Annotated in this window: 22 protein-coding genes; 5 read left to right on the top strand and 17 right to left on the bottom strand. The window is 59.9% G+C overall.

What is annotated here, in order from left to right; genetic code table 11:
- The first annotated feature begins 151 nt into the window (after positions 1-151).
- From AACY31_RS22515 to AACY31_RS22525, 3 genes are all read left to right on the top strand, one after another.
- On the top strand, positions 152-841 hold the full coding sequence (locus tag AACY31_RS22515) for a crotonase/enoyl-CoA hydratase family protein (RefSeq protein ID WP_339505100.1): 690 nt from the start codon (positions 152-154) through the stop codon (positions 839-841).
- A 316-nt stretch (positions 842-1,157) separates the two neighbouring features.
- Positions 1,158-1,880, top strand: a complete 723-nt coding sequence (locus AACY31_RS22520) for a 1-acylglycerol-3-phosphate O-acyltransferase (protein ID WP_339482260.1) — start codon at positions 1,158-1,160, stop codon at positions 1,878-1,880.
- Between the two features lie 134 nt (positions 1,881-2,014).
- Positions 2,015-2,986 (top strand): magnesium and cobalt transport protein CorA, encoded by a 972-nt coding sequence (locus tag AACY31_RS22525; RefSeq protein WP_339482258.1) that lies wholly within the window; start codon positions 2,015-2,017, stop codon positions 2,984-2,986.
- 73 nt (positions 2,987-3,059) lie between these two features.
- Here the strand turns inward: AACY31_RS22525 and AACY31_RS22530 are convergent, their stop codons facing one another.
- The 3 genes from AACY31_RS22530 to AACY31_RS22540 all read right to left on the bottom strand — a co-directional run bounded on the left by AACY31_RS22530 (position 3,060) and on the right by AACY31_RS22540 (position 7,260).
- Positions 3,060-3,794 (bottom strand): amidotransferase, encoded by a 735-nt coding sequence (locus AACY31_RS22530; protein ID WP_339492208.1) that lies wholly within the window; start codon positions 3,792-3,794, stop codon positions 3,060-3,062.
- Between the two features lie 89 nt (positions 3,795-3,883).
- Positions 3,884-6,028 (bottom strand): 3-hydroxyacyl-CoA dehydrogenase NAD-binding domain-containing protein, encoded by a 2,145-nt coding sequence (locus tag AACY31_RS22535; RefSeq protein ID WP_339505101.1) that lies wholly within the window; start codon positions 6,026-6,028, stop codon positions 3,884-3,886.
- Positions 6,029-6,054: 26 nt separating this feature from the next.
- Entirely contained in the window at positions 6,055-7,260 is a 1,206-nt protein-coding gene (locus AACY31_RS22540; RefSeq protein WP_339482254.1) for an acetyl-CoA C-acetyltransferase, read from the bottom strand.
- Between the two features lie 607 nt (positions 7,261-7,867).
- Between AACY31_RS22540 and AACY31_RS22545 the strand changes: the two genes are divergently transcribed.
- The gene (locus AACY31_RS22545; protein WP_339482252.1) at positions 7,868-8,680 is read left to right on the top strand and encodes a c-type cytochrome; all 813 of its coding nucleotides are present in this window, start codon (positions 7,868-7,870) and stop codon (positions 8,678-8,680) included.
- Positions 8,681-8,863: 183 nt separating this feature from the next.
- On the opposite strand, the gene AACY31_RS22550 is transcribed toward AACY31_RS22545, so the two are convergent.
- The 14 genes from AACY31_RS22550 to AACY31_RS22615 form a co-directional block, all read right to left on the bottom strand.
- Positions 8,864-9,667, bottom strand: coding sequence for a transglutaminase family protein (locus tag AACY31_RS22550; protein ID WP_339482250.1), 804 nt, complete (start codon positions 9,665-9,667; stop codon positions 8,864-8,866).
- A complete protein-coding gene (locus AACY31_RS22555) occupies positions 9,664-10,614 on the bottom strand; it encodes an alpha-E domain-containing protein (RefSeq protein ID WP_339482249.1) in 951 nt (316 codons plus the stop codon). Before AACY31_RS22555 ends, AACY31_RS22550 begins: the two co-directional genes overlap by 4 nt.
- A gap of 9 nt (positions 10,615-10,623) precedes the next feature.
- Complete coding sequence (locus tag AACY31_RS22560; protein WP_339505102.1) at positions 10,624-12,033, bottom strand: circularly permuted type 2 ATP-grasp protein; 1,410 nt, start codon at positions 12,031-12,033, stop codon at positions 10,624-10,626.
- Positions 12,034-12,430: 397 nt separating this feature from the next.
- Entirely contained in the window at positions 12,431-12,772 is a 342-nt protein-coding gene (locus AACY31_RS22565) for a ribonuclease E inhibitor RraB (RefSeq protein WP_003179463.1), read from the bottom strand.
- Between the two features lie 201 nt (positions 12,773-12,973).
- Positions 12,974-13,210 (bottom strand): hypothetical protein, encoded by a 237-nt coding sequence (locus AACY31_RS22570; RefSeq protein ID WP_339482245.1) that lies wholly within the window; start codon positions 13,208-13,210, stop codon positions 12,974-12,976.
- A 141-nt stretch (positions 13,211-13,351) separates the two neighbouring features.
- Positions 13,352-13,960, bottom strand: coding sequence for an START domain-containing protein (locus AACY31_RS22575; RefSeq protein ID WP_339482244.1), 609 nt, complete (start codon positions 13,958-13,960; stop codon positions 13,352-13,354).
- Between the two features lie 54 nt (positions 13,961-14,014).
- Positions 14,015-14,269, bottom strand: a complete 255-nt coding sequence (locus AACY31_RS22580) for a YkgJ family cysteine cluster protein (RefSeq protein ID WP_339482243.1) — start codon at positions 14,267-14,269, stop codon at positions 14,015-14,017.
- A 147-nt stretch (positions 14,270-14,416) separates the two neighbouring features.
- On the bottom strand, positions 14,417-14,893 hold the full coding sequence (locus AACY31_RS22585; RefSeq protein ID WP_339482242.1) for a translation initiation factor 2: 477 nt from the start codon (positions 14,891-14,893) through the stop codon (positions 14,417-14,419).
- 85 nt (positions 14,894-14,978) lie between these two features.
- Positions 14,979-16,421, bottom strand: coding sequence for an aminotransferase-like domain-containing protein (locus tag AACY31_RS22590; RefSeq protein ID WP_339482241.1), 1,443 nt, complete (start codon positions 16,419-16,421; stop codon positions 14,979-14,981).
- 200 nt (positions 16,422-16,621) lie between these two features.
- Positions 16,622-17,431 (bottom strand): OmpA family protein, encoded by an 810-nt coding sequence (locus tag AACY31_RS22595; protein ID WP_339482239.1) that lies wholly within the window; start codon positions 17,429-17,431, stop codon positions 16,622-16,624.
- Positions 17,428-17,787 carry a DUF4398 domain-containing protein gene (locus tag AACY31_RS22600; protein WP_339482237.1) on the bottom strand — a complete coding sequence of 120 codons (360 nt, stop codon included), beginning with the start codon at positions 17,785-17,787 and terminating at the stop codon, positions 17,428-17,430. The genes AACY31_RS22595 and AACY31_RS22600 overlap by 4 nt, the downstream gene beginning before the upstream one ends.
- A 9-nt stretch (positions 17,788-17,796) precedes the next feature.
- Entirely contained in the window at positions 17,797-18,621 is an 825-nt protein-coding gene (locus AACY31_RS22605; RefSeq protein WP_339482236.1) for a substrate-binding periplasmic protein, read from the bottom strand.
- A 71-nt stretch (positions 18,622-18,692) separates the two neighbouring features.
- Complete coding sequence (locus tag AACY31_RS22610; RefSeq protein WP_339482234.1) at positions 18,693-19,622, bottom strand: electron transfer flavoprotein subunit alpha/FixB family protein; 930 nt, start codon at positions 19,620-19,622, stop codon at positions 18,693-18,695.
- Positions 19,623-19,624: 2 nt separating this feature from the next.
- Positions 19,625-20,374, bottom strand: a complete 750-nt coding sequence (locus AACY31_RS22615) for an electron transfer flavoprotein subunit beta/FixA family protein (RefSeq protein ID WP_014339477.1) — start codon at positions 20,372-20,374, stop codon at positions 19,625-19,627.
- Between the two features lie 546 nt (positions 20,375-20,920).
- Here AACY31_RS22615 and AACY31_RS22620 point away from each other — a divergent pair.
- Positions 20,921-22,585 (top strand): electron transfer flavoprotein-ubiquinone oxidoreductase, encoded by a 1,665-nt coding sequence (locus AACY31_RS22620; RefSeq protein WP_339482233.1) that lies wholly within the window; start codon positions 20,921-20,923, stop codon positions 22,583-22,585.
- Positions 22,586-22,599 lie beyond the last annotated feature (14 nt).

Consider the following 22,599-nt stretch of genomic DNA (forward strand, 5'->3'; position numbering starts at 1 on the left):
CAGGCGCTGTTCTATAGATGAAGGCGAAGCGGGATGGGCGGGCCGGGCTGTTTGCAGGGCCTGGGGCTGACCGGTGAGTCAGTCACGGTGCTTTACCTGGCCTGCGGCGGTGGGTAACGTCTGAGACACTTCTCTTACAAGGAATAGCGTCATGAACGACTTGATTGCCTACCATCTCGAAGACGGTATCGCGACCCTGACCCTGAACAACGGCAAGGTCAATGCCATCTCGCCGGATGTGATTGCCGCGTTTAACGCTGCGCTGGACCAGGCGACGACGGATCGGGCGGTGGTGATCATTACCGGGCAACCGGGGATTCTGTCGGGGGGTTACGATCTGAAGGTGATGACCGCCGGTCCCAAGGAAGCGGTAAGCCTGGTCACAGCCGGCTCGACGCTGGCCCGTCGCCTGTTGTCGCACCCTTTCCCTGTCGTTGTCGCTTGCCCGGGGCATGCGGTGGCCAAGGGTGCGTTCCTGCTGCTCTCGGCGGACTATCGCATCGGGGTGGAAGGGCCGTTCAGCATCGGCCTGAACGAAGTGCAGATCGGCATGACCATGCACCACGCCGGTATCGAGCTGGCCCGTGATCGCCTGCGCAAGTCGGCGTTCCATCGCTCGGTAATCAATGCCGAGATGTTTAACCCACAGGGCGCGGTGGATGCCGGCTTCCTCGACAAGGTGGTGTCGGCCGAAGAACTGCAGGGCGCGGCCCTGGAAGCGGCGCGTCAGTTGAAGAAGATCAACATGTCCGCCCACAAAAACACCAAGCTGAAAGTGCGCAAAGCCCTGCTGGAAACGCTGGACAGTGCGATTCTGCTGGATCAGGAGCATATGGGCTGACGCTTGTAGGAGCTGTCGAGCGGAGCGAGGCTGCGATCTTTGATCCTTCGCTCCGGACTCAATTGGTAATGGAAAGATCGCAGCCTCGCTCCGCTCGACAGCTCCTACGAGCCAAGAGCGCGCGAGCCCTCCCCTAGAGCTGGGCTTTTTCCTACGCGCGTCGCTTAAAAGTCCGCAACCACTCTAGGCCACTTCTGTCGCGTCATTTGCAAACATGCGCTTAAACATCGTCCATCTCCTTCCTCTATAGTGGCAATTGCCGAAAACAGTGCACATCCGTACACTGCGCCACCTTTTGTCCCGATGGGGCCTGTAGATGCTGTTTGTATTGCGTATGTTATTGATGGGCCTGCATTTTGTACTGGCTGGTGTGCTTGGGGTGATTCTGGGCCTGTGCCGGCCATTCAACCCGGACAACAGTCGTTTATGTGCAAGGTTGTACGCGTTGCCAGCGATGTACATTTTGCGCCTGCGGGTCCGGACGCAGGTCGACACGCTGGTGAATAAGCCCAACGGCTGCGTCATCATCGCCAACCACCAGTCCAACTATGACCTGTTCATGTTCGGCAACGTGGTGCCACGCCGTACCGTGTGCATCGGCAAGAAGAGCCTGAAATGGGTGCCGCTGTTCGGGCAGTTGTTTTGGCTGGCGGGCAACGTATTGATCGACCGCGGCAACGCTATCAAGGCGCGACAGTCGATGCTGACCACCACCCATACGTTGCAGCATGAGGACACCTCGATCTGGGTTTTTCCGGAAGGCACGCGCAATCTGGGTGAGGACCTGTTGCCGTTCAAGAAAGGCGCCTTCCAGATGGCAATAGCCGCCGGGGTGCCGATTGTTCCGGTGTGCGTGAGCAGCTACATCAAGCACATGCGCCTCAATCGCTGGCGCAGTGGTGACATCCTCATACGTTCATTGCCGGCGATTCCTACAGCCGGGCTGAGCATGGATGACATGCCCCGGCTCATCGCCCAATGTCGCGAACAAATGCGCGAGTGCATCGCGACAATGGACCGGCAACTACAAGCCGCATGAATGAAAAACCCGCCCCTGTGCGGGTTTTCTTTTGCCGCCGAACTCCGCAGATTTTGCTGACTCTCAAGCTACAGGGCACGTTAAGCTGGACGCTGCCTGCCACTGCCATTTCCAATAAGAAGTGAACCACCATTATGGGTAGAGTCGTTGCTGCTGCGGTCTACAGCGCCGGTAAGAAAGTCACCAATATCACCCTCGACGAAGGCAGCGCCTGGGCTGCCAAACCTGGTCATTTTGTGTGGATCGGTCTCGAAGAGCCCAGTGCCCTGGAGCTGACCAACCTGCAGCGTCAATTCAACCTGCACGAATTGGCGATCGAAGACGCCATGGAGAAACACAGCCGTCCCAAGCTGGAGACCTTTGGCGATGCGCTGTTTATCGTCACGTATTCGCCGATACGCAAGGAAGGCAAGCTGCAGTTCATCGAAACCCATATCTTTGCTGGCAAGGGCTACATCATCACGGCCCGCAACGGCCACTCTGCGTCCTACGCCCATGTCCGGCAACGCTGTGAGGCACGTCCGCTTTTACTGAAACACGGGGAAGATTTCGTCCTCTATGCCATCCTTGATTTCGTGATTGAAAACTACCAGCCCATGGGGGAAGCCATTCACGCCGAAATCGATGAGCTGGAGCACAACGTCATGTGCAGTTCCCTGAACGAGCGTGACATCCAGAACCTGCACAGCTTGCGCCGCGACGTATTGCGCCTGCGCCGTTACGCGGCGCCCATGGTGGAGATCAGTGAAGAGTTGCAGAAACTCGACTTCCCCTTTATCGACAAGAACATGAGCCCGTATTTCCGCGACGTGCAGATTCATGTCACGCGGCAAATGGAAGACCTGACCACCCTGGCTGACATCGCCAGCCAGACCATCGAAGTCGGCGTGCTGCTCGAAGCGTCGCGCCAGAGCGTGGTACAACGCAAGTTCGCGGCTTGGGCGGCGATCCTGGCGTTTCCCACGGCCGTGGCCGGGATTTATGGGATGAACTTCCAGGACATGCCGGAGTTGAGTTGGCAATACGGGTATTTCGCGGTGCTGGGGGTGATTGTGGTGGGCTGCTCGTCGCTGTGGTGGAGCTTCAAGCGATCGGGGTGGTTGTAAGCGATCGCTCTTCGCTCAACGCCAACTGTTCCACCGCTATCGCGAGCAAGCTCGCACACATGAGTGGTGATCTTTAGCCTTGGGTGGCTTCGGCCTGCGGCTTATGAGCGACGAAACGCATCATCCATTCCGCCACCGTGGTGCCGTGGTGCTCATGGGCCAGGCTCGCCACACCCTGGCTGTAGATCTGCTCGCCGAGGTGTTGCTGGCGAATCTCCAGCAAGGCCCGGGAATAATCGTGGATAAATTCCGGGTGCCCCTGGAAGCACAGCACCTGGTCGTTGATGTGATAGGCGGCGAACGGGCAGAAATCGCTGGAGGCGATGACCGTGGCGTTTTCAGGCAATTGGGTGACCTGGTCCTGATGACTGATGAGCAAGGTCAGATCTTCCATCACCGGGCTCATCCAAGGCGCCTTCGCGGCGAGCTTGTAGCGATGGGTGCCGACGCCCCAACCTTGGGTGGCGCGTTCGGTCTTGCCGCCCAGCAACAACGCCAACAGCTGGTGACCAAAGCACACACCGAGCAATTTATCGCCGCGCTGATAGCGCTTCAGCAGATAGGTCCTGAGGGTTTGAATCCACGGGTCGGTGCCGAAGGAGTCAGCCTTGCTACCGGTCACCAGATAGGCATCGAACGGCTCATCATCGCTGGGGTAGTGGCCTTCCATCACGTTGTACACCGTGAACTCAGCCGCGACAGGTTGCTGTGAAAACAGGCGCTGGAACATCTGCCCGTAACCCTGATATTGGTCGACCAGTTCCGGACGCAGGATATCGGTTTCCAGAATGCAGATGCGTAGCGACATAAAAAATACCTGACACGATGATGGGAATATTGCACATCCCAGAGCCTGCCCTGAAACACGGTCCCAAGGCAAGCCCCTTCCCTGCCCTGTCAGAACAGTTCGTGCCGAGCGGCTTTGTCCAACAACAAGGCCGGTGGCGAGAATCGCTCGCCGTATTGCTCGGCCAGATACTGAGCGCGACCGACAAAGTCCAGCAGGCCGTATTGATTGATGAACTGCAGCGCACCACCGGTCCAGGCGGCGAAGCCGATGCCGAAGATCGAACCGATGTTGGCGTCGGCCGTTGAGGTCAGCACCCCCTCCTCCACACAGCGCACGGTTTCCAGGGCCTGGATGAACAGCAGGCGATCCCGGATATCCTGCGGGGAAATCTGCCCGTCGGCTTTCTCGAAGCGGCTTTTGAGCGGCGGCCACAGGTACTTTTGCCCATTGGCCGGGTATTCATAGAAACCGGCGCCGGCGGCCTTGCCCGGTCGCTTGTATTCGTTGAGCAGCAAGTCAATCACAGCGAACGCCGGATGCTCAATCGGCGTTTTCCCTTCTGCGCGCAGGTCCTTGGTGGTTTGCTGGCGGATATGGCTCATCAGGCTGAGGGAAACTTCGTCAGCGATCGCCAGAGGTCCGACCGGCATCCCGGCCTTGCGCGCTTCGGTCTCGATCATCGGCGCGCTCACGCCCTCACCGAGCATGGCGATACCTTCATTGGTAAAGGTGCCGAACACCCGGGACGTAAAGAAGCCGCGACTGTCATTGACCACAATCGGCGTCTTGTTTATTTGCAGGACAAAATCGAAACCCCGGGCCAGGGTCGCGTCACTGGTACGCGCGCCCCTGATGATCTCCACCAGGGGCATTTTTTCCACCGGGCTGAAGAAGTGCAGGCCAATGAACTTCGTCGGGTCCGGCACGGCCATCGCCAGGCCGGTAATGGGTAAAGTCGAGGTGTTGGAAGCGATCACCGCATCATCTCCCACCACGGCCTGGGCGGCGGCCGACACACTGACTTTCAGGGCGCGATCTTCAAACACAGCCTCGATGATCAGGTCGCAACCGGCCAGGTCTGCGTTGCTGTCAGTGGTGTGAATCCGCGCCAGCGCGGCTTCGCGTTGCTCGGCGGTGAGTTGGCTGCGGGCGACTTTTTTATCCAGCAACATCGCCAGACGGGCCTTGCCCTTCTCGGCCACCGCCAGATCGACATCCTTGAGTACCACTGCGATGCCGGCCATGGCACTGACATAGGCAATACCCGCCCCCATCATGCCCACGCCCAGCACGCCGACTTTTTTCGTCAGAAAAGGCGCAAAACCCTGTGGGCGAGAACCACCAGCCTTGATCTCGTTGAGCTGGAACCAGAAGGTGCCGATCAGGTTCTTCGCCACCTGACCGGTGGTCAGTTCGGTGAAGTAACGGGTTTCGATCAGGTGCGCGGTGTCGAAATCAACTTGGGCACCCTCCACCGCTGCGCAGAGGATTTTCTCCGGCGCCGGCAGACAACCCTGGGTCTTGTTCCGCAGGATCGACGGGGCGATTGCCAGCATTTGCGCCACGTTCGGGTCTGACGGCGTGCCGCCGGGCAGCCGATAACCCTTTGCATCCCAGGGTTGGATGACGCTGGGGTTGGCAAGAATCCAGGCCCGGGACCTGGCCAGCAGCTCGTCACGATCCTTCGCCAACTCATCGACCAAACCGACCAGCAGCGCTTGTTGTGGGTTGACCTTCTTGCCCTCGAGCAAATACGGCAAGGCCTTCTCCAAACCGAGCAGGCGCACCATCCGCACCACCCCGCCACCGCCGGGCAGCAGGCCGAGCGTGACCTCCGGCAGGCCGAGCGTGACCTCCGGCAGGTCCAGGGCCACACGATGATGGCAGGCCAGGCAGATCTCCCAACCACCGCCGAGGGCCGCGCCGTTGATGGCCGCCACCACGGGTTTGCCCAGGGTCTCCAAGGCTCGCAGTTGCGCTTTAAGCAGCAGGACCCTGTCGTAGAAAGCCTTGGCCTCGGGCTTACCGACCTTGACCAGTTCATTGAGGTCACCGCCCGCGAAAAAGGTGTGCTTGGCCGAGGTGATGATCACACCGGCAATCGAGTCCTTTTCAGCCTGCAAACGGGCGACACAGGCGGCCATGGCCTCACGGTACACCGCGTTCATGGTGTTGGCGCTCTGGCCCGGCAGGTCCAGGGTCAAGACGACGATCCGGTCCTGGCCGATTTCGTAACGGATGGCATCGGTCATGAAAAAGTATTCCTTGAAGTCGGGGCTCAGAGGCGCTCAATGACGGTGGCAATGCCCATGCCGCCGCCGACACAGAGGGTCGCCAGACCATAGCGCTGGCGACGCCCCTCCAATTCGTCGAGTAACGTGCCAAGAATTGCGCACCCCGTGGCGCCCAAGGGATGCCCCATGGCGATGGAGCCACCGTTGACGTTGACCTTGGCGGGGTCGATGGCCATGTCCTTGATGAACTTGAGCACCACCGAGGCGAAGGCTTCGTTGACTTCGAACAGATCGATGTCCTCCACCCGCAGCCCGGCCTTGGCCAGGGCCTTGCGGGTAGCCGGCGCCGGGCCGGTGAGCATGATGGTCGGGTCGGTACTGGTGACGGCGGTGGCGACGATCCGCGCCCGGGGTTGCAAGCCCATGGCACGCCCCTTGGCTTCGGAACCGATCAGCATCAGCGCCGCACCGTCGACGATGCCGGAACTGTTGCCCGGCGTGTGCACGTGATGGATGCGTTCGACATGGCTGTAGACCCGCAACGCCGTGCCGTCGAAACCCATCTGGCCCATGGCTTCGAAGCTTGGCTTGAGCTTGCCCAAGCCTTCGAGCGTGGAATCGGCGCGGATGAATTCGTCGTGGTCCAGCAGCACGATGCCATTCTGGTCCCGCACGGCGACCAGGGATTTAGCGAATGAGCCGTCGGCCCGGGCGCGTGCCGCTTTTTGCTGGGAGTGCAGCGCGTAGCGGTCAACGTCCTCGCGGTTGAAGCCTTCCAGGGTGGCGATCAGGTCGGCGCCAATGCCCTGGGGAACGAAATGACCGTGCAGGTTGGACTGCGGGTCCAGCGCCCACGCGCCGCCATCGCTGCCCATGGACACCCGGGACATGGACTCGACGCCGCCGGCCACCACCAAGTCTTCGAACCCGGAACGCACTTTCATGGCCGCCAGGTTCACCGCTTCCAGGCCCGAGGCGCAAAACCGATTGAGTTGCACGCCCGCCACGCTGACATCCCAATTGGCCACCAGCGCAGCGGTCTTGGCGATATCGGCCCCCTGTTCACCCACCGGGGTCACGCAACCAAGCACGATGTCATCGACCTGGCTGGTGTCCAGATCCATGCGCTGCTGCAAGGCGCTGAGCAGACCACCCATCAGGTTCACCGGCTTGACGCTGTGCAAGGCACCATCGACCTTGCCCTTGCCACGGGGCGTGCGTAATGCGTCGAAAATCAAAGCTTGGGTCATGAGGTCCTCGAAACCACGGGGGCAATGCGATGCCTTCAACCATAAGCCCAGCGGCGCCAGATTCAATGACCACAGCGCTCAATGACGTTGACGGCCACGCTCAGACGAACGGTAGCGAGCTATCGGGTTAATCAATTCAGGAGGGCAAGCTGTCTAGCAAAAGGGCGGACAGGAAGGTGGCAATAGGCCTCATAGCCCTTTCAGAGCGGTATGCACCAAGATGATACGAATTGGATCTAAGCCAAGGCAGCCGCGGCCCCTAATGTAATCCTTGTACAAGAATGTCGTCGGGTTTTGCCGAGACGCTTGTCGGACAGGAAGTACAATGCCAGCCGCCATGGATATGCAGGCTGGCTTTTAGGAAATAACAATAAAGGCGGGTCAGCCATGTTCAAACATTCGAAAGTTCGCCAAGCCGGACTCATTCTCTTTGCCACGACGCTGCTGTTGATTTTGCCGAATATCACCAAGGTGATCGGCTGAATCCTGCGCGAGGGCATCTGCATTATTCATTAGTTGTGTCGCCAAAAAATGTGACGGGTTCTCTGTTCGAGCCGCGATGGCTGTGCCAACCTTTGCGGCCCCCTCGACATGGAAGGCGATCGACTTGAAAGCTCTTATTGTGTTCGGGGCGTTGCTGCTCAGCACGCCCCTTTATGCCGCGCAACTGGTGCTGGAGTTGGGCGCGGGCACACGCACCTGGCAAACCGAAGAACTGCTCAAGCACCCGGACGCTCAAACGGTCCAGATCACTGATGACGTTTCCTACAAGAAACCCATGAGTTATCGAGCCGTTCCGCTGACGGCACTGTTGGTGGGCGTCCAAGCGGACGACCACCTGCAGGCCGTTGCCCTGGACGGCTTCGCTGCCGAAATGCCTGCGGCGCCGTTACTCAACAAGAGTGGGGCCCGAGCCTGGCTGGCGATCGAGGACCCGGCCAAGCCCTGGCCGCCACTGGGGGAAGGCAAGCACAGTGCCGGGCCTTTCTACCTGGTCTGGACCGATCCGCAGACTGGCCACATCAGCCCGGAACAGTGGCCCTACGCGGTGGCGACCATCAAGCGTCTGAAGGCCGTGGCCGAACGCTTCCCGGCTCTGTTGCCGGCGCCCAACCTGGCCAAGGACGATCCGATCAATAAAGGTTTCGAGCTGTTCCAGAAAAATTGCCTGGCGTGCCATCGGCTCAATGGCGCAGGCGACGCGCAGTTCGGCCCTGACCTGAACATTCCCTTCAATCCGACCGAATACTTCTCCGGGGATTTCCTCAAGCGCTACATTCGCGACCCACAAGCGCTGCGTCGCTGGCCCCAGGGCAAGATGCCCGGGTTCTCGGCTGCAGTGCTGCCGGATTCGGAGTTGGAGTTGCTGGTGGGTTATTTGAAGCATATGGCGGGACGCAAGCAGCCATTGGCCCCGTGAGATTGCTCTTGCTCCCGCTGGGCTATGCCCTGTAGGAGCTGGCGAAGCCTGCGATCTTTTGATCTTTTGATCTTTCGCTTGAGACTCAAGTGTCTGGGGAAAGATCGCAGCCTCGTTGCACTCGGCAGCTCCTATACAGCTCCTACAGAACCCAGCGGTAGCAAGCGTTCACTCGCCAGATAATTATTGTTGTTGCACCGTGATCACCGGTGCCGCAGGCACGACCAGCTTGGCATGCATCTGCTCGCAACCGCCGCCGCGGCGCATGCCACGCACCGGGCAGGCGTCCAGGTAATCCAGGCCCACAGCCAGCTTCAGGTGGCGCTCCGGGCGGGCCAGTTGGTTGGTCACGTCGAAGCTGTACCAGGCGTCGTCAAGCCAGGCTTCTGCCCAGGCATGGCTTGCCAGGTGCTCGCTTTCTTCGCTGAACAGATACCCCGAGACATACCGCGCCGGCACCCCCAGGCTACGGGCGCAGGCCAGGAAGGCGTGGGTGTGATCCTGGCACACCCCGCTACGACCGGCAAAAGCCTGGGCCGCACTGGTCTCCACCGCCGTGGTGCCAGGGGTGTAGATCATGTGCTGGTTCAGCCCGTGCATCAGGTCGATCAGCGCGGTGCGATCGCGACGCTGCTGGCATTGCTGCGCGGCGAAGGTTCGAAGGGCCTCGTCCGCCTCGGTCAGCCGGGTGAAGCGCAGGAACGGCAACGCCGACTGACTCTCGTGCTCGGCTTCGCGCAACGGATCGATATCCACCTGTCCGCGGGCGCCGATGATGACCGTTTCGTGAGGTTCGTCCAGGGTCAGTACGTGCAGGATGTTGCCGAACGGATCCAACTGCGCCCGCACCGGCCGGGGCAAATCCAGTTGCCAGCTCAGTACATGCTGACGTTCGCTGTCGTGGGGCGTCAGGCGCAGGTACTGGATGCTGGCGCGCACCTGATCTTCATAGTGGTAGGCCGTTTCGTGGCTGATCGAGAGTCTCATATGACCTCCAGGTAGGAACTGTGAATGGCATTGCCCAGTTCACGGACCCGTGGGATGAATTCGGTGAGCCAGGCATGCAGGCCCCCGTCGAGGATTTCGTTGATGCCGGTGTAGCGCAGGCGTGCGTCCATTTCAGCCGCCAGCCGTTGTGCCTGCCGGCCGTTGGTGCCCGGCAGGCTCGCCAGTATCTGGTTGATTTCTTCGGTGCAGGCACGCAGCGAACGCGGCACGTCGGCGCGCAACAGCAGTAACGCAGCCACATGGCGAGCACCCGGGGCGTCACGATAGATCTCGGTGTAGGCCTCGAAGGACGACAAGGCCCGCAACAAGGCGCTCCATTGGTAATACGCGTGGGCCGTGCCATCGCTGGCCGCGTCGGCCTGGTCACCGGCCATTTCGTAGCGGGCGTCGAGCAAGCGCAGGGTGTTGTCGGCCCGTTCGATAAAGGTCCCCAGGCGAATGAACCTGAACGCGTCGTTGCGCATGATGGTGCCGTAGGTTGCACCACGAAACAGGTGAGATCGCTCCTTGATCCACTCGCAGAAACGGCTCATGCCGTAGCGATTCAAGCCTTGCTCGGCGATACCGCGAATGTCCAGCCAGGTGGCGTTGATGTTCTCCCACATGTCGGCGGTGATTCTCCCACGTACCGCGTGGGCACTGGCTCGCGCGGCGCCAAGGCAACTGTAGATACTGGCCGGGTTGGCCGCTTCCAGGGCAAAGAAATGCAGCAGCCGCTCGGCGTGCAGCTCGCCGTGTCGCTCCCGGTAATCATCCAACGTGCCAGTGATCAGCAATGGCATGGCCAGCTCGTGCAGGCCGTCGCCACGCCCGTCCTGGGGCATCAGTGACAACGAATAGCTGACGTCGAGCATCCGTGCGAGGTTTTCCGCACGCTCCAGGTAGCGAGACATCCAGTACAGGTCCGAGGCGGTTCTACTGAGCATGGCAGTTCCTCAATCCTCGACTACCCAAGTGTCCTTGGTACCACCGCCCTGGGATGAATTCACCACCAGGGAGCCTTCGCGCAACGCCACCCGTGTCAGCCCGCCAGGCACCACGCGGGTCTCGCGCCCCGACAGCACAAACGGCCGCAAGTCGATGTGACGCGGGGCGATGCCGTTTTCGACAAAGGTCGGGCAGGTCGAGAGCGACAGCGTCGGCTGGGCGATGTAGGCGTGCGACTTGGCCTTGATCCGCTCGCGGAAGGCATCGATCTGCGCCGTCGTCGCGGCCGGCCCCACCAGCATTCCGTAACCGCCGGAACCCTGGGTTTCCTTGACAACCAAATCGGGAAGATTTGCCAGCACGTGGGAGAGCTCAGCAGGATTACGACATTGCCACGTAGGGACGTTCTTCAGGATCGGCTCTTCGTCCAGGTAAAAACGGATCATCTCGGTGACGAACGGGTACACCGACTTGTCGTCCGCCACACCCGTGCCGATGGCGTTGGCCAGCACCACGTTGCCGGAACGGTAGGAGGACAAAAGTCCCGGCACCCCGAGCATCGAGTCTGGATTGAAGGCCAGTGGATCAAGGAACGCGTCGTCGAGGCGACGGTAGATCACGTCCACCGCTTTCGGGCCATCGGTGGTGCGCATGAACACTTTGTCATCGCGTACGAACAGGTCGGCACCTTCCACCAGCTCCACGCCCATCTCCCGGGCCAGGAATGCGTGCTCGAAGAACGCGCTGTTGAAACGCCCCGGCGTGAGCACCACGACACTGGGATCGTCCAGCGGGCTGGAGCTTTTCAGGGTGTCGAGCAGCAGGTTCGGGTAATGGTCGATGGGGGCGATGCGCTGGGCGGCGAACAGTTCGGGGAACAGACGCATCATCATCTTGCGGTCTTCGAGCATGTAGCTGACGCCACTGGGCGTACGAAGATTGTCTTCGAGCACGTAGTACGTGCCGTCACCGTCGCGTACCAGATCGACACCGCAAATATGGGCATAGATGTCACGCTGCAGATCAAGCCCCTGCATCGCCAGTTGGTACTGCTCGTTAGCCAGCACCTGCTCGGCCGGAATGATCCCGGCCCGGATGATCCGCTGCCCGTGGTAGAGGTCGGCCAGGAACATGTTCAGCGCCTTGACCCGCTGGATGCAGCCGCGTTCGACCACCCGCCATTCACTGGCCGGGATGCTGCGCGGGATCGTATCGAAAGGGATCAGGCGCTCTGTCCCCTGCTCGTCCCCGTAGAGCGTGAACGTAATGCCGGCACGATGAAACAACAGGTCGGCTTCACGCCTGCGTTGCGCCAGCAGCTCATCAGGCGTTTCAGCCAGCCAGCGGGCAAACGCCTGGTAATGCGGGCGTACCTGGCCGTTGGTATCGTACATTTCGTCAAAACCGCTGCGGATCATGCCGTACTCCTTGTCACCCTGGCAGCAAGGCTTCGCAAGCCCCGTGCCATCGGCATAAACGCTTTATGATCAACGGGTTGGGTTCTCCTCTAACAGGCCGCGCACTTTTCCAGTGCAGCAGATGCCTCCACCCGCAGCCCCTGCTTCATTGCGATGCAGGGGCGTCGCCCTGCTGAGCATAGTCACGGAAAAACGACGCAGCTTGATCTGGATACAGTTAGGTACAAAATCTGGCGATTGCGGTGTTGACGGGGGCATGCTCACCTATTCCGCGTCCACCACAAATCCCTGTGGGAGCCAAGCTGGCTCGGCTCTCACAGGGATTCTCGGTTAGCTCACAGACATGAAAACGGCCGACACAAAGGTCAGCCGTTGCTGTGGTTGCGGTGAGTGACTGTCAGGCCTGCAGGCGCCGGATCTCTTGCTTGACACCCCAGCCCTCGATAACACCACCCAAGGGTTCGACGACGGCCTCAAAGTCTTGCTCGAAGTCGCCGATGTCATCGTAAGTGGCGTACATCACCCGGCTCAGTTCCAATGACCAAGCCCCGTCGTCCCGTGCACTGATCTGCGCGTTCAACGACTCTCCCCGAAAATGACCTGCCGCCCTGCGCGCCCGCTCCTCGTCCGGGAAAATGGCGTAGAACTCAATGGGATGAAATCGGGAAAAATCGAAACCGCCTTCTTTCATGCGGCGCAATACGCTGGTGCTGATGTCTTCTTGATAGGCTGTGCTCATGAAACGTCCTCCTGAAACCAATGGATAGACTTTCCGTCTTCCCGTGCGTGAAGCCCTCAGGCTTCCAGCGGTACGGCATCACATGGCCGTCGGGACACAAGCATGTAGCTGACAAGACCGGACCTTGGCGATCCTTTCGCTGATCTCAATTGCAGAGTAGCCGTAAGTGGCAGCCACTGCCAAGCGAGACCAGGCACCGTTTCATGAAATCGGTGTAATGCTGATGATTTCGATACTGTGCTGGGACTTGAGGTTCTTGACGGTGGGATCCTCAATACGACCTTCCAGGTCGTTGAGGTCCAGTTGGGCGGGCACAGGCAGCAATTTTTCACGAATCAATTGTGCTGCCTGCTCCATCGTAGGCTCCTGGTCGCAGTCGAACCGCTCGGCGATGGCTTCGCCGTGATCATCCACGAAAGTGATTTTCCACTTTTGCATCGGTGTCTCCTTGATCAATTCAGGGCCTGGCTTACCTTTATCTCGACATTGAGGGCCGGACAATCGTTCCTCTGGGCGTCTGGACGGTACATATGAAAAGACCGCCTCTGGGGCGGTCTCTGGGTGTGAAGCCGTGGCCGATCAGTTTTCGGCGCGCTCCTTCAGGGCTTTCAAGGTGTTGAACGGCGCATCCACCACGAACTTGTTCGCCAGCCAGGACGGTACGTCACCCCCTGGTTCGGTGTGGACCTGGTAGGTCACTTCGATCTGGTCAGCGCCCTTTGGCGTGAACTTCCAGAAGCCGTCGATCTGGGTCACCCGCACGAAACCCTGCTCTTGAGGCAGGTAATTCGGCACGCCCTTGAGCTTGCGGGTCAGGCTGCCGTCGGCGCCCTCCTCCGTGGTGACTTCCAGCACCGAGTCCCGGGACGTCACCGGCCATGGCGTGTTGAACTGGGTGTACGTCCAGCTCTGATTGCCTTCGTGCTTGAGCAGTTTCTGGCTCTTGCACTCATGAATCCAGGCACAGGCACCGGGAACGTCTTCCTGCAGGGCCCGCAGCTTGGCCAACGTGGTTTTCATCACCGCCACGCCGCGGTAGGCCTTGTATTTTGAGCCCGCCACCTCACTGAGAGAAACCTTGATACCGTCCTTCTCCTTGGCAACCTGCCAGTCCTCTGCCTGAGCGGTGGCCGTTGCCAGCAACACGGTCAACCCACACAACACAGCCATACGATGCAGCGAACCCATAGTTCTTTTCCTTATTGTCCAAGTTCGTTCAGTTAGGATCCATTCATTGACTCATTACGCTGCCGTGATCTGTTCCCACCAACCGATCAACCGGATGGCCTCCTCACTGCTGCTGCCGCAAACCTCGATGTCGGCTGCGAACGCCGAGCAGACTGCCGGACGCTCCGGCTGGCCGAAGATCCGGCACAGGTTATCGATCGACAATTGCACGCAACGTTCTCCCGCTGGTTTGCCTTGGGGCATGCCAGGGATAGGTGAGCTGATGGAAGGGGCGATGCAACAGGCGCCACAGCCTTCACGGCATTTCATGACGACAACATCCTCACGATAGATAACGGTTGGTAACAGAACACAGAGTAACGGCTAAAACACTCGTTTTAAATTACCGTCTGTGTGTTTTTTTGCCCACGGCGAGATGACTGAACGGTCAGCGACGAGCTACAGGCCTGTCGAAGGTTATTGCTTGAATTCGAAGTCCAGCGCCGCACCCTCCACTTCATTGCGCTCCTGGTTGCGCAGTGGCAGCTGCATTTCATTGCTCAACAAACGGCCATTGAGCTGAAACGGCCCGGGTTTCTCGCCGAACATCGACGGCAAGAGGGGTTCACGCTTGGACTGCACCACCTTACCCGGTGGTTGCAATTGCTCGACCATCCCTTGGGGCAAGCTCAAATCCAGTTTGGCCGGCGGCAATGGGGTCTTGGCGACCTCGTGGGCGGATTTGCTCTTGGAGGCGATGGGCGCGCGTTTTTTCTTCGCGGGGGCTGCCTTCTTGGCGGAAGGTTTCTTGGCCACTGTGGTTTTTTTCGGCGCATCCTTCGTGGCACTGGCGGCCGGTTTTTCCTGCGCTGGGGCTGCCGCGACGACGCCTCCCATGTGGAAGGCGCTTAACAGGCCGATCAAAACCCACGTAGCAGGAATAATGCTTTTCATACACACAACGGCACTAACGACAGGGACGCCCATGCTCGCCTGATAATGAGGCGCTGACAAGCGCATCGAGCTAAGCCACTGGCGTCTAAAGAAATCCGTTGGCCGTCTCTTGGCACAATTGAGTGGCCAACATCCCGAGTGTCATCAAGGCCCGCTCCGCCTCACGGTTCCAGGGTGTGCCGCAGTTCAAGCGGATGCAGTGGTTGAACTGCTCGGTGTTACTGAAAATCAGCCCTGGCGCGATACTGATGCCTTGTTGCAACGCCCGCACATGCAACTCCTGGGTATTGACCCGCCCCGGCAGACTGACCCACAGGATGAATCCTCCAGTGGGACGGCTCATTTGCGTGCCTTCGGGGAAGTACTGTTGCACCGCCAGTTGAAAGGCGCTGAGGTTCTTGCGGTACTCCTGGCGGATATAGCGCAAGTGCCGGTCATAGCCGCCGTTTTCCAGGTACGCGGCAATGCCCATCTGCGTGACGCTGCACGCCGAGTGAGTGCTGAAGGTCTGGAGGCGCTGGATTTCCTGCTGGAATTTCCCCGCGATCATCCAACCGATGCGCACACCCGGCGACAACGTCTTGGAAAAACTCGAACAGTAGATGACCCGATCCAGTCGGTCGTAGGCCTTGAGGGCCTTAGTGCGCCCCTGCTCGAACATCAACTCGCCATAGATGTCGTCTTCGACGACCTGGATGTCGAAGTCCGAGGCCAGACGCAGCAGTTGCTTTTGCCGCTCTTCCGGCATGGTGCCGCCCAGAGGATTGCTCAGGCGCGTGGTCAGTACCAGCGCCTTGATCGACCACTGGTTGGCCGCCAGTTGCAAGGCCTCCAGGCTCATGCCGGTGACCGGGTCGCTGGGAATCTCGATGACCTTGAGGCCCAACAGATCCGCCAGTTGCAGTAAGCCGTAATAAGTCGGCGACTCGGCGGCGATCAAGTCTCCCGGCCGCGTCAGCACCCGCAAGGACATCTGCAGCGCATCGACGCAGCCGTGGGTGATCACCACCTCGGAAGGGTCCACCACGACGCCGGCGTCTCGCATGCGAATCGCCACCTGGCGACGCAATGGCTCGAAACCCGGGCTGAACATGTAGCTGAACGCCCGCGGGCTGTGGAAACGCGTGACCTTGGCCAATTGTTGATGCAAGGCCCGGACAGGCAGATAGTCGACGCTCGGCACCGCCGCCCCCAGGGGAAACACCCCTTCGCGGCGCGACTCGACCAATACTTGCTGGATGATGCTGCTGCGCGTCACCAGCCCCGGACGCTCGACCCGGGCAATGTCCGGCGTCGGTGCCGTCAAGGCCGGCGTCTGGTGCACGTAGTAGCCCGACTGCGGCCGTGCGCGGATCAGCCCCTGGTCTTCAAGGTTGGCGTAGGCCTGCAGCACCGTGGCATGGCTGACGTTGAGCTGCGAGCTCATCTTGCGCACCGATGGCACGCGCTCACCGGGCTGATACACACCGCGCCGGATGTCTTCAGCCAGCTGTTGAGCAATACGTTGATAGAGCAGAAGGTTGGTCATGACGCAGCACTCGATTTCACGGGCATTTTATTCTTGTCGGAAACGATACCGGAACAGTTTAGAAGTGTACTGGGACAGTTGCCAGATTACTCGACAGTACAGTGGAGTGACAGCTCTAACTGTACTCATCGTGCATCGATTGCAGGGCCAAAAAAACCCGGCGCCTTTTACAGGGGCCGGGTTTTCCAGTGACGCAGCCCTCAGCGGGCGGCGCCGAGCTGGCCTTTTTCGTCGGAGAACACAATTTCGACGCGACGGTTCTGTGCCCGGCCACGCTCGGAAGCGTTGACGTCCACCGGGTATTCATCGCCGTAGCCTTCGACCTGCATACGCTTTTCGTCTATCCCCAGGTCCACCAGTACATCCGCGACCGCTTGCGCGCGGTCGCGAGACAGCTTGAGGTTTTCCTGCTTGCCGCCGGTGCTGTCGGTGTAGCCCTCGATACGGACCACGCGCTTGGGGTTGAGCTGCAGGAACTGCACGATCTTGAGCACGACCCGGTTGGCCGAGTTCTTCAGTTCCGCTTCGCCGGTGTCGAACAGCACGTCACCCAGGGTCATCACCAGGCCGCGATCGGTTTGGGTGGTCGCCATCGCCATGATCTGTTCTTCAAGCCATTTGCCCTGCAACTGCACGCTCAGCAACTTGGATTCACGCAGGGCCAATTGCAGGCGCTGACGCTCCAGTTCGAGCTTCGCGGCGCGCTCTTCGTTGAGCACCTGGTTGCTGTGCTCCCGGGCGATCGCACTGTAGCGCTGGCTCAGGTAGGCGTAATGCTGCACATCTTCGCCGCTGCCCCAGTAGCTGGACAAACGATCGGCACGGGCCAGGGATTCGCCAGCGCGGATCACGTCCCGGGGTGCAGCACGCAACACGCTGGCGTCTTCCTTGACCTTCTGGAAGTCGGTGCCGGCCTGCTCCAGCGCCGCTTCGCTGCGCTGGCCGGCACAGCCATACAAGCTGGCCAGGCCGGCGAGGACCAGGCCGCCCAATACATAGGAGTGCTTCATTGGGCATCCTCCCTCAACTGTTTGCGCAAGCGCTGGATGCGGGTGTCGAGTACGTTCAGTTGCTCCTGGCTTTTGAGGGTCAGCACCTTCGCTTCGGCCAGGCGAGCGTCGAGTTCAGCCTGTTCGGCTCGCATGCGCGCCTTCTTGTAGGATTCGTCGGCCATGTTGGATTTGGCGCGGGCGAACTTTTCTTCAGCCAGTTTCAATTCAGGCACTTCGTCGGCCGTGGCGCCAATGGCCCGGGCTTGCTCCAGTGCCTGTTCGGTCAGGCGGATCTGTTCATTCGGCGCCGGATCGGCTGCGCAACCCGCCAGAGCCAGAACGGCCAGGGCAGCGAAAAGAGGTCGAATAGTCACTAATGTTCCCTACTGTTTTGGGGCACTGACAGATGGCTGCAACTGTGTATTCCAACGTTCGAGATTGCGTTGCAACACAGCCTCTGCCAGGCCGGACGCGGCCAATTCTGTCATCTTTTGCGCCAGCTGTCCGCGTAACCATGGGTCATTGCAGGCGGAGTTATGGGAAATCGCGAGGAACAGTCCGGGTTTGTCCACCGGTTGCGGTGCGGCTTGCAGATCGTTGGCCATTCCCAGTGTCTGCACCATTGCCAGGCCCGAGTAGCGACCCGCCAGGACATATTCCACCTCGCCCAGCAGCAGTTTCTGAAAGGCCTGGGTCAGGTCCGGCGTGCGCACCAGGGACAATTGCTGCTCGGAAAAGACGTCGAACCCCTGGGTCATGTGGGCCTTTTCCGACAAGGCCCCGGGATGACCGTAAAGGTCTGTGGGCTGGTTGATAACCAGCGTCGAGTCCTTGCGGGTCCAGACCAGGTAATCGTTTTCGAGCAAGGGCGGATGCACGTAATCCAGCACTTCAAGCCCGGTAACGGTCAGCGGAACGTCGGTGAACAGGTCCATGCGCCCACTGCGTACTTCGCCCAACGCCTGGGCGTGCTTGCCGGCATACAGCAGTTCGATCTTGACCCCCAGTTCCTGCGCGACCTGCGCCAGCAGGTCGGCACCGGCACCAATCAAGTGCTTGGGGTCCTGAGGGTCCTGCCAGAGATAGGGCGGCGCATCCGGGCTGCCGGTGGCGATCAGTCGTTCACATTTGCCGGCGGCGGCAGACAGGCCTGGCACGAGCGCCAACGTCCACAGCAACGACCAGCCAGCCAAACGGCGCAATTCCATGGCGATACGTTCCTCTGATAAATAAAAAGCCCGGCCAAAGGGCCGGGCTCTTTATAAGTGAAGACACCGGATTAGACCAGCTTCTCCAGCTCAGGGATGGCGTCGAACAAGTCCGCGACCAGGCCATAGTCGGCCACCTGGAAGATCGGTGCTTCTTCGTCCTTGTTGATCGCAACGATCACCTTGGAGTCTTTCATGCCGGCCAAGTGCTGAATCGCGCCGGAGATACCGACGGCAATGTACAGCTGTGGCGCAACGATCTTGCCGGTCTGGCCGACCTGCATGTCGTTGGGTACGAAACCGGCGTCGACCGCGGCACGGGAGGCACCGACGGCGGCGCCCAGCTTGTCGGCCAGGGCGTACAGGTGCTTGAAGTTGTCACCGTTCTGCATGCCACGGCCGCCGGAAACGACGATCTTGGCGGCGGTCAGTTCAGGACGGTCGGACTTGGCCAGTTCTTCGTTGACGAAGCTGGAGATGCCGGCGTCATGGGCAGCGCCTACGGCTTCAACAGCAGCCGAGCCACCTTCAGCGGCAACCGGGTCGAAACCGGTGGCGCGGACTGTGATGACCTTGACCGCAGCGTTCGATTGCACGGTGGCAATGGCGTTGCCGGCGTAGATCGGACGCTTGAAGGTGTCGGCGCTTTCTACCGAGATGATTTCGGAGATCTGGTCGACGTCCAGTGCGGCGGCCACGCGCGGCAGGATGTTCTTGCCGTTGGAAGTCGCGGCAGCCAGGATGTGGCTGTAGCCGTTGCCCAGCTCGGCTACCAGCGGTGCAACGTTTTCCGGCAGTTGGTGCGCGTAGGCGGCGTTGTCGGCCGACAGCACTTTGGCCACGCCAGCGATTTTCGCAGCGGCTTCAGCCACGGCGCCAGCGCCCTGGCCAGCCACCAGCACGTGAATATCGCCACCGATTTTGGCAGCGGCAGCAACAGTGTTCAGCGTGGCCGGAGCCAGCGCCTTGTTATCGTGTTCGGCGATTACGAGGATAGTCATGATCAGATCACCTTCGCTTCGTTTTTCAGTTTCTCGACCAGTTCAGCCACCGACTTGACCTTGATGCCCGCGCTGCGTGCAGCCGGCGCTTCGACTTTGAGGGTCTTGTTGGTGGAGGCGGTGGAAACGCCCAAAGCGTCAGGCGTCAGCACTTCAAGCGGCTTCTTCTTGGCTTTCATGATGTTTGGCAGCGACGCATAGCGTGGCTCGTTCAAACGCAGGTCGGTGGTGACGATGGCCGGTAGTTTCAGGGAAACGGTCTGCGCGCCGCCGTCGATTTCGCGGGTCACGGCAACGCTGTCGCCGGACACTTCGACTTTCGAAGCAAAGGTGCCCTGGCCGTAGCCGCTCAATGCAGCGAGCATCTGGCCGGTCTGATTGTTGTCGCTGTCGATGGCCTGCTTGCCGAGGATCACCAGCGATGGCTGTTCCTTGTCGACAACGGCCTTGAGCAGCTTGGCCACGGCCAGGGAGGTCAGGTCTTCGGCGGATTCGACGAGGATGGCGCGATCAGCACCCAGTGCCAGCGCGGTGCGCAGTTGTTCCTGGGCGGTGGTCGGGCCGATGGAGACGACGACGATCTCAGTCGCCACGCCTTTTTCCTTCAAGCGCACGGCTTCTTCTACGGCGATTTCGCAGAAAGGGTTCATCGACATCTTGACGTTGGCGAGGTCGACGCCGGAGTTGTCCGCCTTGACGCGAACCTTGACGTTATAGTCGACCACTCGTTTGACAGCTACAAGAACCTTCATGGATTCCTCGTTACTCTCCGGTGAAAAAAAGTCGCCTAGGCGAACCTGGCGGTTGATGCTCATGGGCGCAAGGGCACCTCTAAAAACGCCGGCATGAACCACACATGACCCAGCTCACGGCAATGAAGACCATTCGTCAGTGATGACTGATGAGTCATTCATTATCTCGGCGTGTAAACTGCGCGTCAGAACCACGCAATGCGTCACGTTGTGCTGCCTTCGCCCTGTCTTTAGAGGTGCTCTTGAAACCAACAGTCAGCCTACGGCGAGCGCAAAACCGCCCGTATCTTGACCGGAACGCCTATTCCGGTCAATACGGCAAAATGGTCAGTCATAAGCCGTACGTCAGTGATTTATCTGGGCTGCGGCAATTTCAAACAAACGTTTGTATTGGACCCTGAGAGTGGTGTAGATATAATGCGCCGCTTAAGAGAGACACGCGTTTCATCCATTGTCGCTTTCGTCGCTTTTCGCGAGGGAAACAACGAATGCAACGCCAAACCTCCAATTAGAAAAAACTGTGAGCCTTGAGTAGGAGAGAGCCCTGTGGAACGCGAATACATGGAATTCGACGTGGTCATCGTCGGCGCCGGCCCCGCTGGCCTGTCTGCCGCTTGCCGACTGAAACAGAAGGCCGCCGAAGCCGGTAAGGAAATCAGCGTCTGCGTGGTCGAAAAAGGCTCCGAGGTTGGGGCACACATCCTCTCCGGTGCGGTGTTCGAACCCCGCGCCCTGAACGAGCTGTTCCCGGACTGGAAAGAACTCGGCGCCCCGTTGAACACGCCCGTCGTACGCGATGACATTTATGTCCTGAGAAACGCCGAGGCCGCGAGCAAAATCCCTGACTTCTTTGTGCCCAAGACCATGCACAACGAAGGCAACTATATTATTTCCCTGGGCAACCTGTGCCGCTGGCTGGCCCAGCAGGCCGAGAACCTGGGCGTGGAAATCTACCCGGGTTTCACCGCCCAGGAAGCGCTGTTCGACGAGAACGGCGTAGTGCGCGGGATCATTACCGGCGACCTGGGTGTCGACCGTGAAGGCAATCCGAAGGAAGGCCTTTACACCCCTGGCATGGAACTGCGCGGCAAATACACGCTGTTCGCCGAAGGCTGCCGTGGCCACATCGGCAAGCAACTGATCAAGCGCTTCGACCTGGACAGCGACGCCGACGCCCAGCACTACGGCATCGGCCTGAAGGAAATCTGGGAAATCGACCCGGCCAAGCACCAACCAGGCCTGGTGGTGCACACCGCCGGCTGGCCGCTGAACATCATGGGCACCGAGAATACCGGCGGTTCTTTCCTTTATCACCTGGAAAACAATCAAGTGGTGGTCGGCCTGATCGTCGACCTGTCCTACAGCAACACGTTCCTGTCGCCGTTCGACGAGTTCCAGCGCCTCAAGCATCACCCGGTGCTCAAGCAGTACCTCGAAGGTGGCAAGCGCATCAGCTACGGCGCCCGTGCACTGGCCAAGGGTGGTATCAATTCGCTGCCGAAAATGGTCTTCAAGGGTGGCGCATTGATCGGCTGCGACCTGGGTACCATGAACGTAGCCAAGATCAAGGGCAGCCATACTGCGATGAAATCCGGCATGCTCGCTGCCGAATCGGTGGCTGAAGCGTTGCTGTCAGGCGGCGAAGGCGGTGATGAATTGACCACCTACGTCGACCGTTTCAAAGCCAGCTGGCTCTATGAAGAGTTGTTCGCCAGCCGAAACTTCGGCCCAGCGATGCACAAGTTCGGGCCGATCCTCGGCGCCGGCTTCAACTGGTTCGACCAGAACATCCTCGGCGGCAAAATTCCGTTCACCTTGCACGACACCAAGCCCGACTACGCTTGCCTCAAGCTGGCAGCCGATTGCAAGAAAATCGACTACCCGAAACCGGACGGCAAGATCAGCTTCGACAAACTCAGCTCGGTGTTCATCTCCGGTACTAACCACGAAGAAGAACAGCCCTGCCACCTGAAGCTGACCGACCCGAGCATCCCGATCAGCAAGAACCTGCCGTTGTACGACGAACCGGCCCAGCGCTACTGCCCGGCGGGCGTGTACGAAGTGGTGACCAAGGAAGACGGCGAGAAGCGCTTCCAGATCAACGCCCAGAACTGTGTGCACTGCAAGACCTGTGACATCAAGGACCCTTCGCAGAACATCACCTGGGTGTCGCCGGAAGGCGCCGGTGGACCGACTTACCCGAACATGTAAGCCGTTGCACTGAA

Source organism: Pseudomonas sp. RL_105y_Pfl2_101, assembly GCF_963970585.1.
In the GTDB taxonomy this organism is placed as follows: Bacteria; Pseudomonadota; Gammaproteobacteria; order Pseudomonadales; family Pseudomonadaceae; genus Aquipseudomonas.

What these genes read in the sequence shown, in the direction of transcription:
- AACY31_RS22530 (WP_339492208.1), bottom strand. Translation starts at nt 3,794, where the DNA reads ATGTCGCTACGCATCTGCATTCTGGAAACCGATATCCTGCGTCCGGAA.
- AACY31_RS22515 (WP_339505100.1), top strand. Translation starts at nt 152, where the DNA reads ATGAACGACTTGATTGCCTACCATCTCGAAGACGGTATCGCGACCCTG.
- AACY31_RS22610 (WP_339482234.1), bottom strand. Translation starts at nt 19,622, where the DNA reads ATGACTATCCTCGTAATCGCCGAACACGATAACAAGGCGCTGGCTCCG.
- AACY31_RS22540 (WP_339482254.1), bottom strand. Translation starts at nt 7,260, where the DNA reads ATGACCCAAGCTTTGATTTTCGACGCATTACGCACGCCCCGTGGCAAG.
- AACY31_RS22535 (WP_339505101.1), bottom strand. Translation starts at nt 6,028, where the DNA reads ATGACCGATGCCATCCGTTACGAAATCGGCCAGGACCGGATCGTCGTC.
- AACY31_RS22590 (WP_339482241.1), bottom strand. Translation starts at nt 16,421, where the DNA reads ATGACCAACCTTCTGCTCTATCAACGTATTGCTCAACAGCTGGCTGAA.
- AACY31_RS22615 (WP_014339477.1), bottom strand. Translation starts at nt 20,374, where the DNA reads ATGAAGGTTCTTGTAGCTGTCAAACGAGTGGTCGACTATAACGTCAAG.
- AACY31_RS22520 (WP_339482260.1), top strand. Translation starts at nt 1,158, where the DNA reads ATGCTGTTTGTATTGCGTATGTTATTGATGGGCCTGCATTTTGTACTG.
- AACY31_RS22585 (WP_339482242.1), bottom strand. Translation starts at nt 14,893, where the DNA reads ATGAAAAGCATTATTCCTGCTACGTGGGTTTTGATCGGCCTGTTAAGC.
- AACY31_RS22565 (WP_003179463.1), bottom strand. Translation starts at nt 12,772, where the DNA reads ATGAGCACAGCCTATCAAGAAGACATCAGCACCAGCGTATTGCGCCGC.
- AACY31_RS22560 (WP_339505102.1), bottom strand. Translation starts at nt 12,033, where the DNA reads ATGATCCGCAGCGGTTTTGACGAAATGTACGATACCAACGGCCAGGTA.
- AACY31_RS22605 (WP_339482236.1), bottom strand. Translation starts at nt 18,621, where the DNA reads ATGGAATTGCGCCGTTTGGCTGGCTGGTCGTTGCTGTGGACGTTGGCG.
- AACY31_RS22580 (WP_339482243.1), bottom strand. Translation starts at nt 14,269, where the DNA reads ATGAAATGCCGTGAAGGCTGTGGCGCCTGTTGCATCGCCCCTTCCATC.
- AACY31_RS22525 (WP_339482258.1), top strand. Translation starts at nt 2,015, where the DNA reads ATGGGTAGAGTCGTTGCTGCTGCGGTCTACAGCGCCGGTAAGAAAGTC.
- AACY31_RS22550 (WP_339482250.1), bottom strand. Translation starts at nt 9,667, where the DNA reads ATGAGACTCTCGATCAGCCACGAAACGGCCTACCACTATGAAGATCAG.
- AACY31_RS22595 (WP_339482239.1), bottom strand. Translation starts at nt 17,431, where the DNA reads ATGAAGCACTCCTATGTATTGGGCGGCCTGGTCCTCGCCGGCCTGGCC.
- AACY31_RS22570 (WP_339482245.1), bottom strand. Translation starts at nt 13,210, where the DNA reads ATGCAAAAGTGGAAAATCACTTTCGTGGATGATCACGGCGAAGCCATC.
- AACY31_RS22555 (WP_339482249.1), bottom strand. Translation starts at nt 10,614, where the DNA reads ATGCTCAGTAGAACCGCCTCGGACCTGTACTGGATGTCTCGCTACCTG.
- AACY31_RS22575 (WP_339482244.1), bottom strand. Translation starts at nt 13,960, where the DNA reads ATGGGTTCGCTGCATCGTATGGCTGTGTTGTGTGGGTTGACCGTGTTG.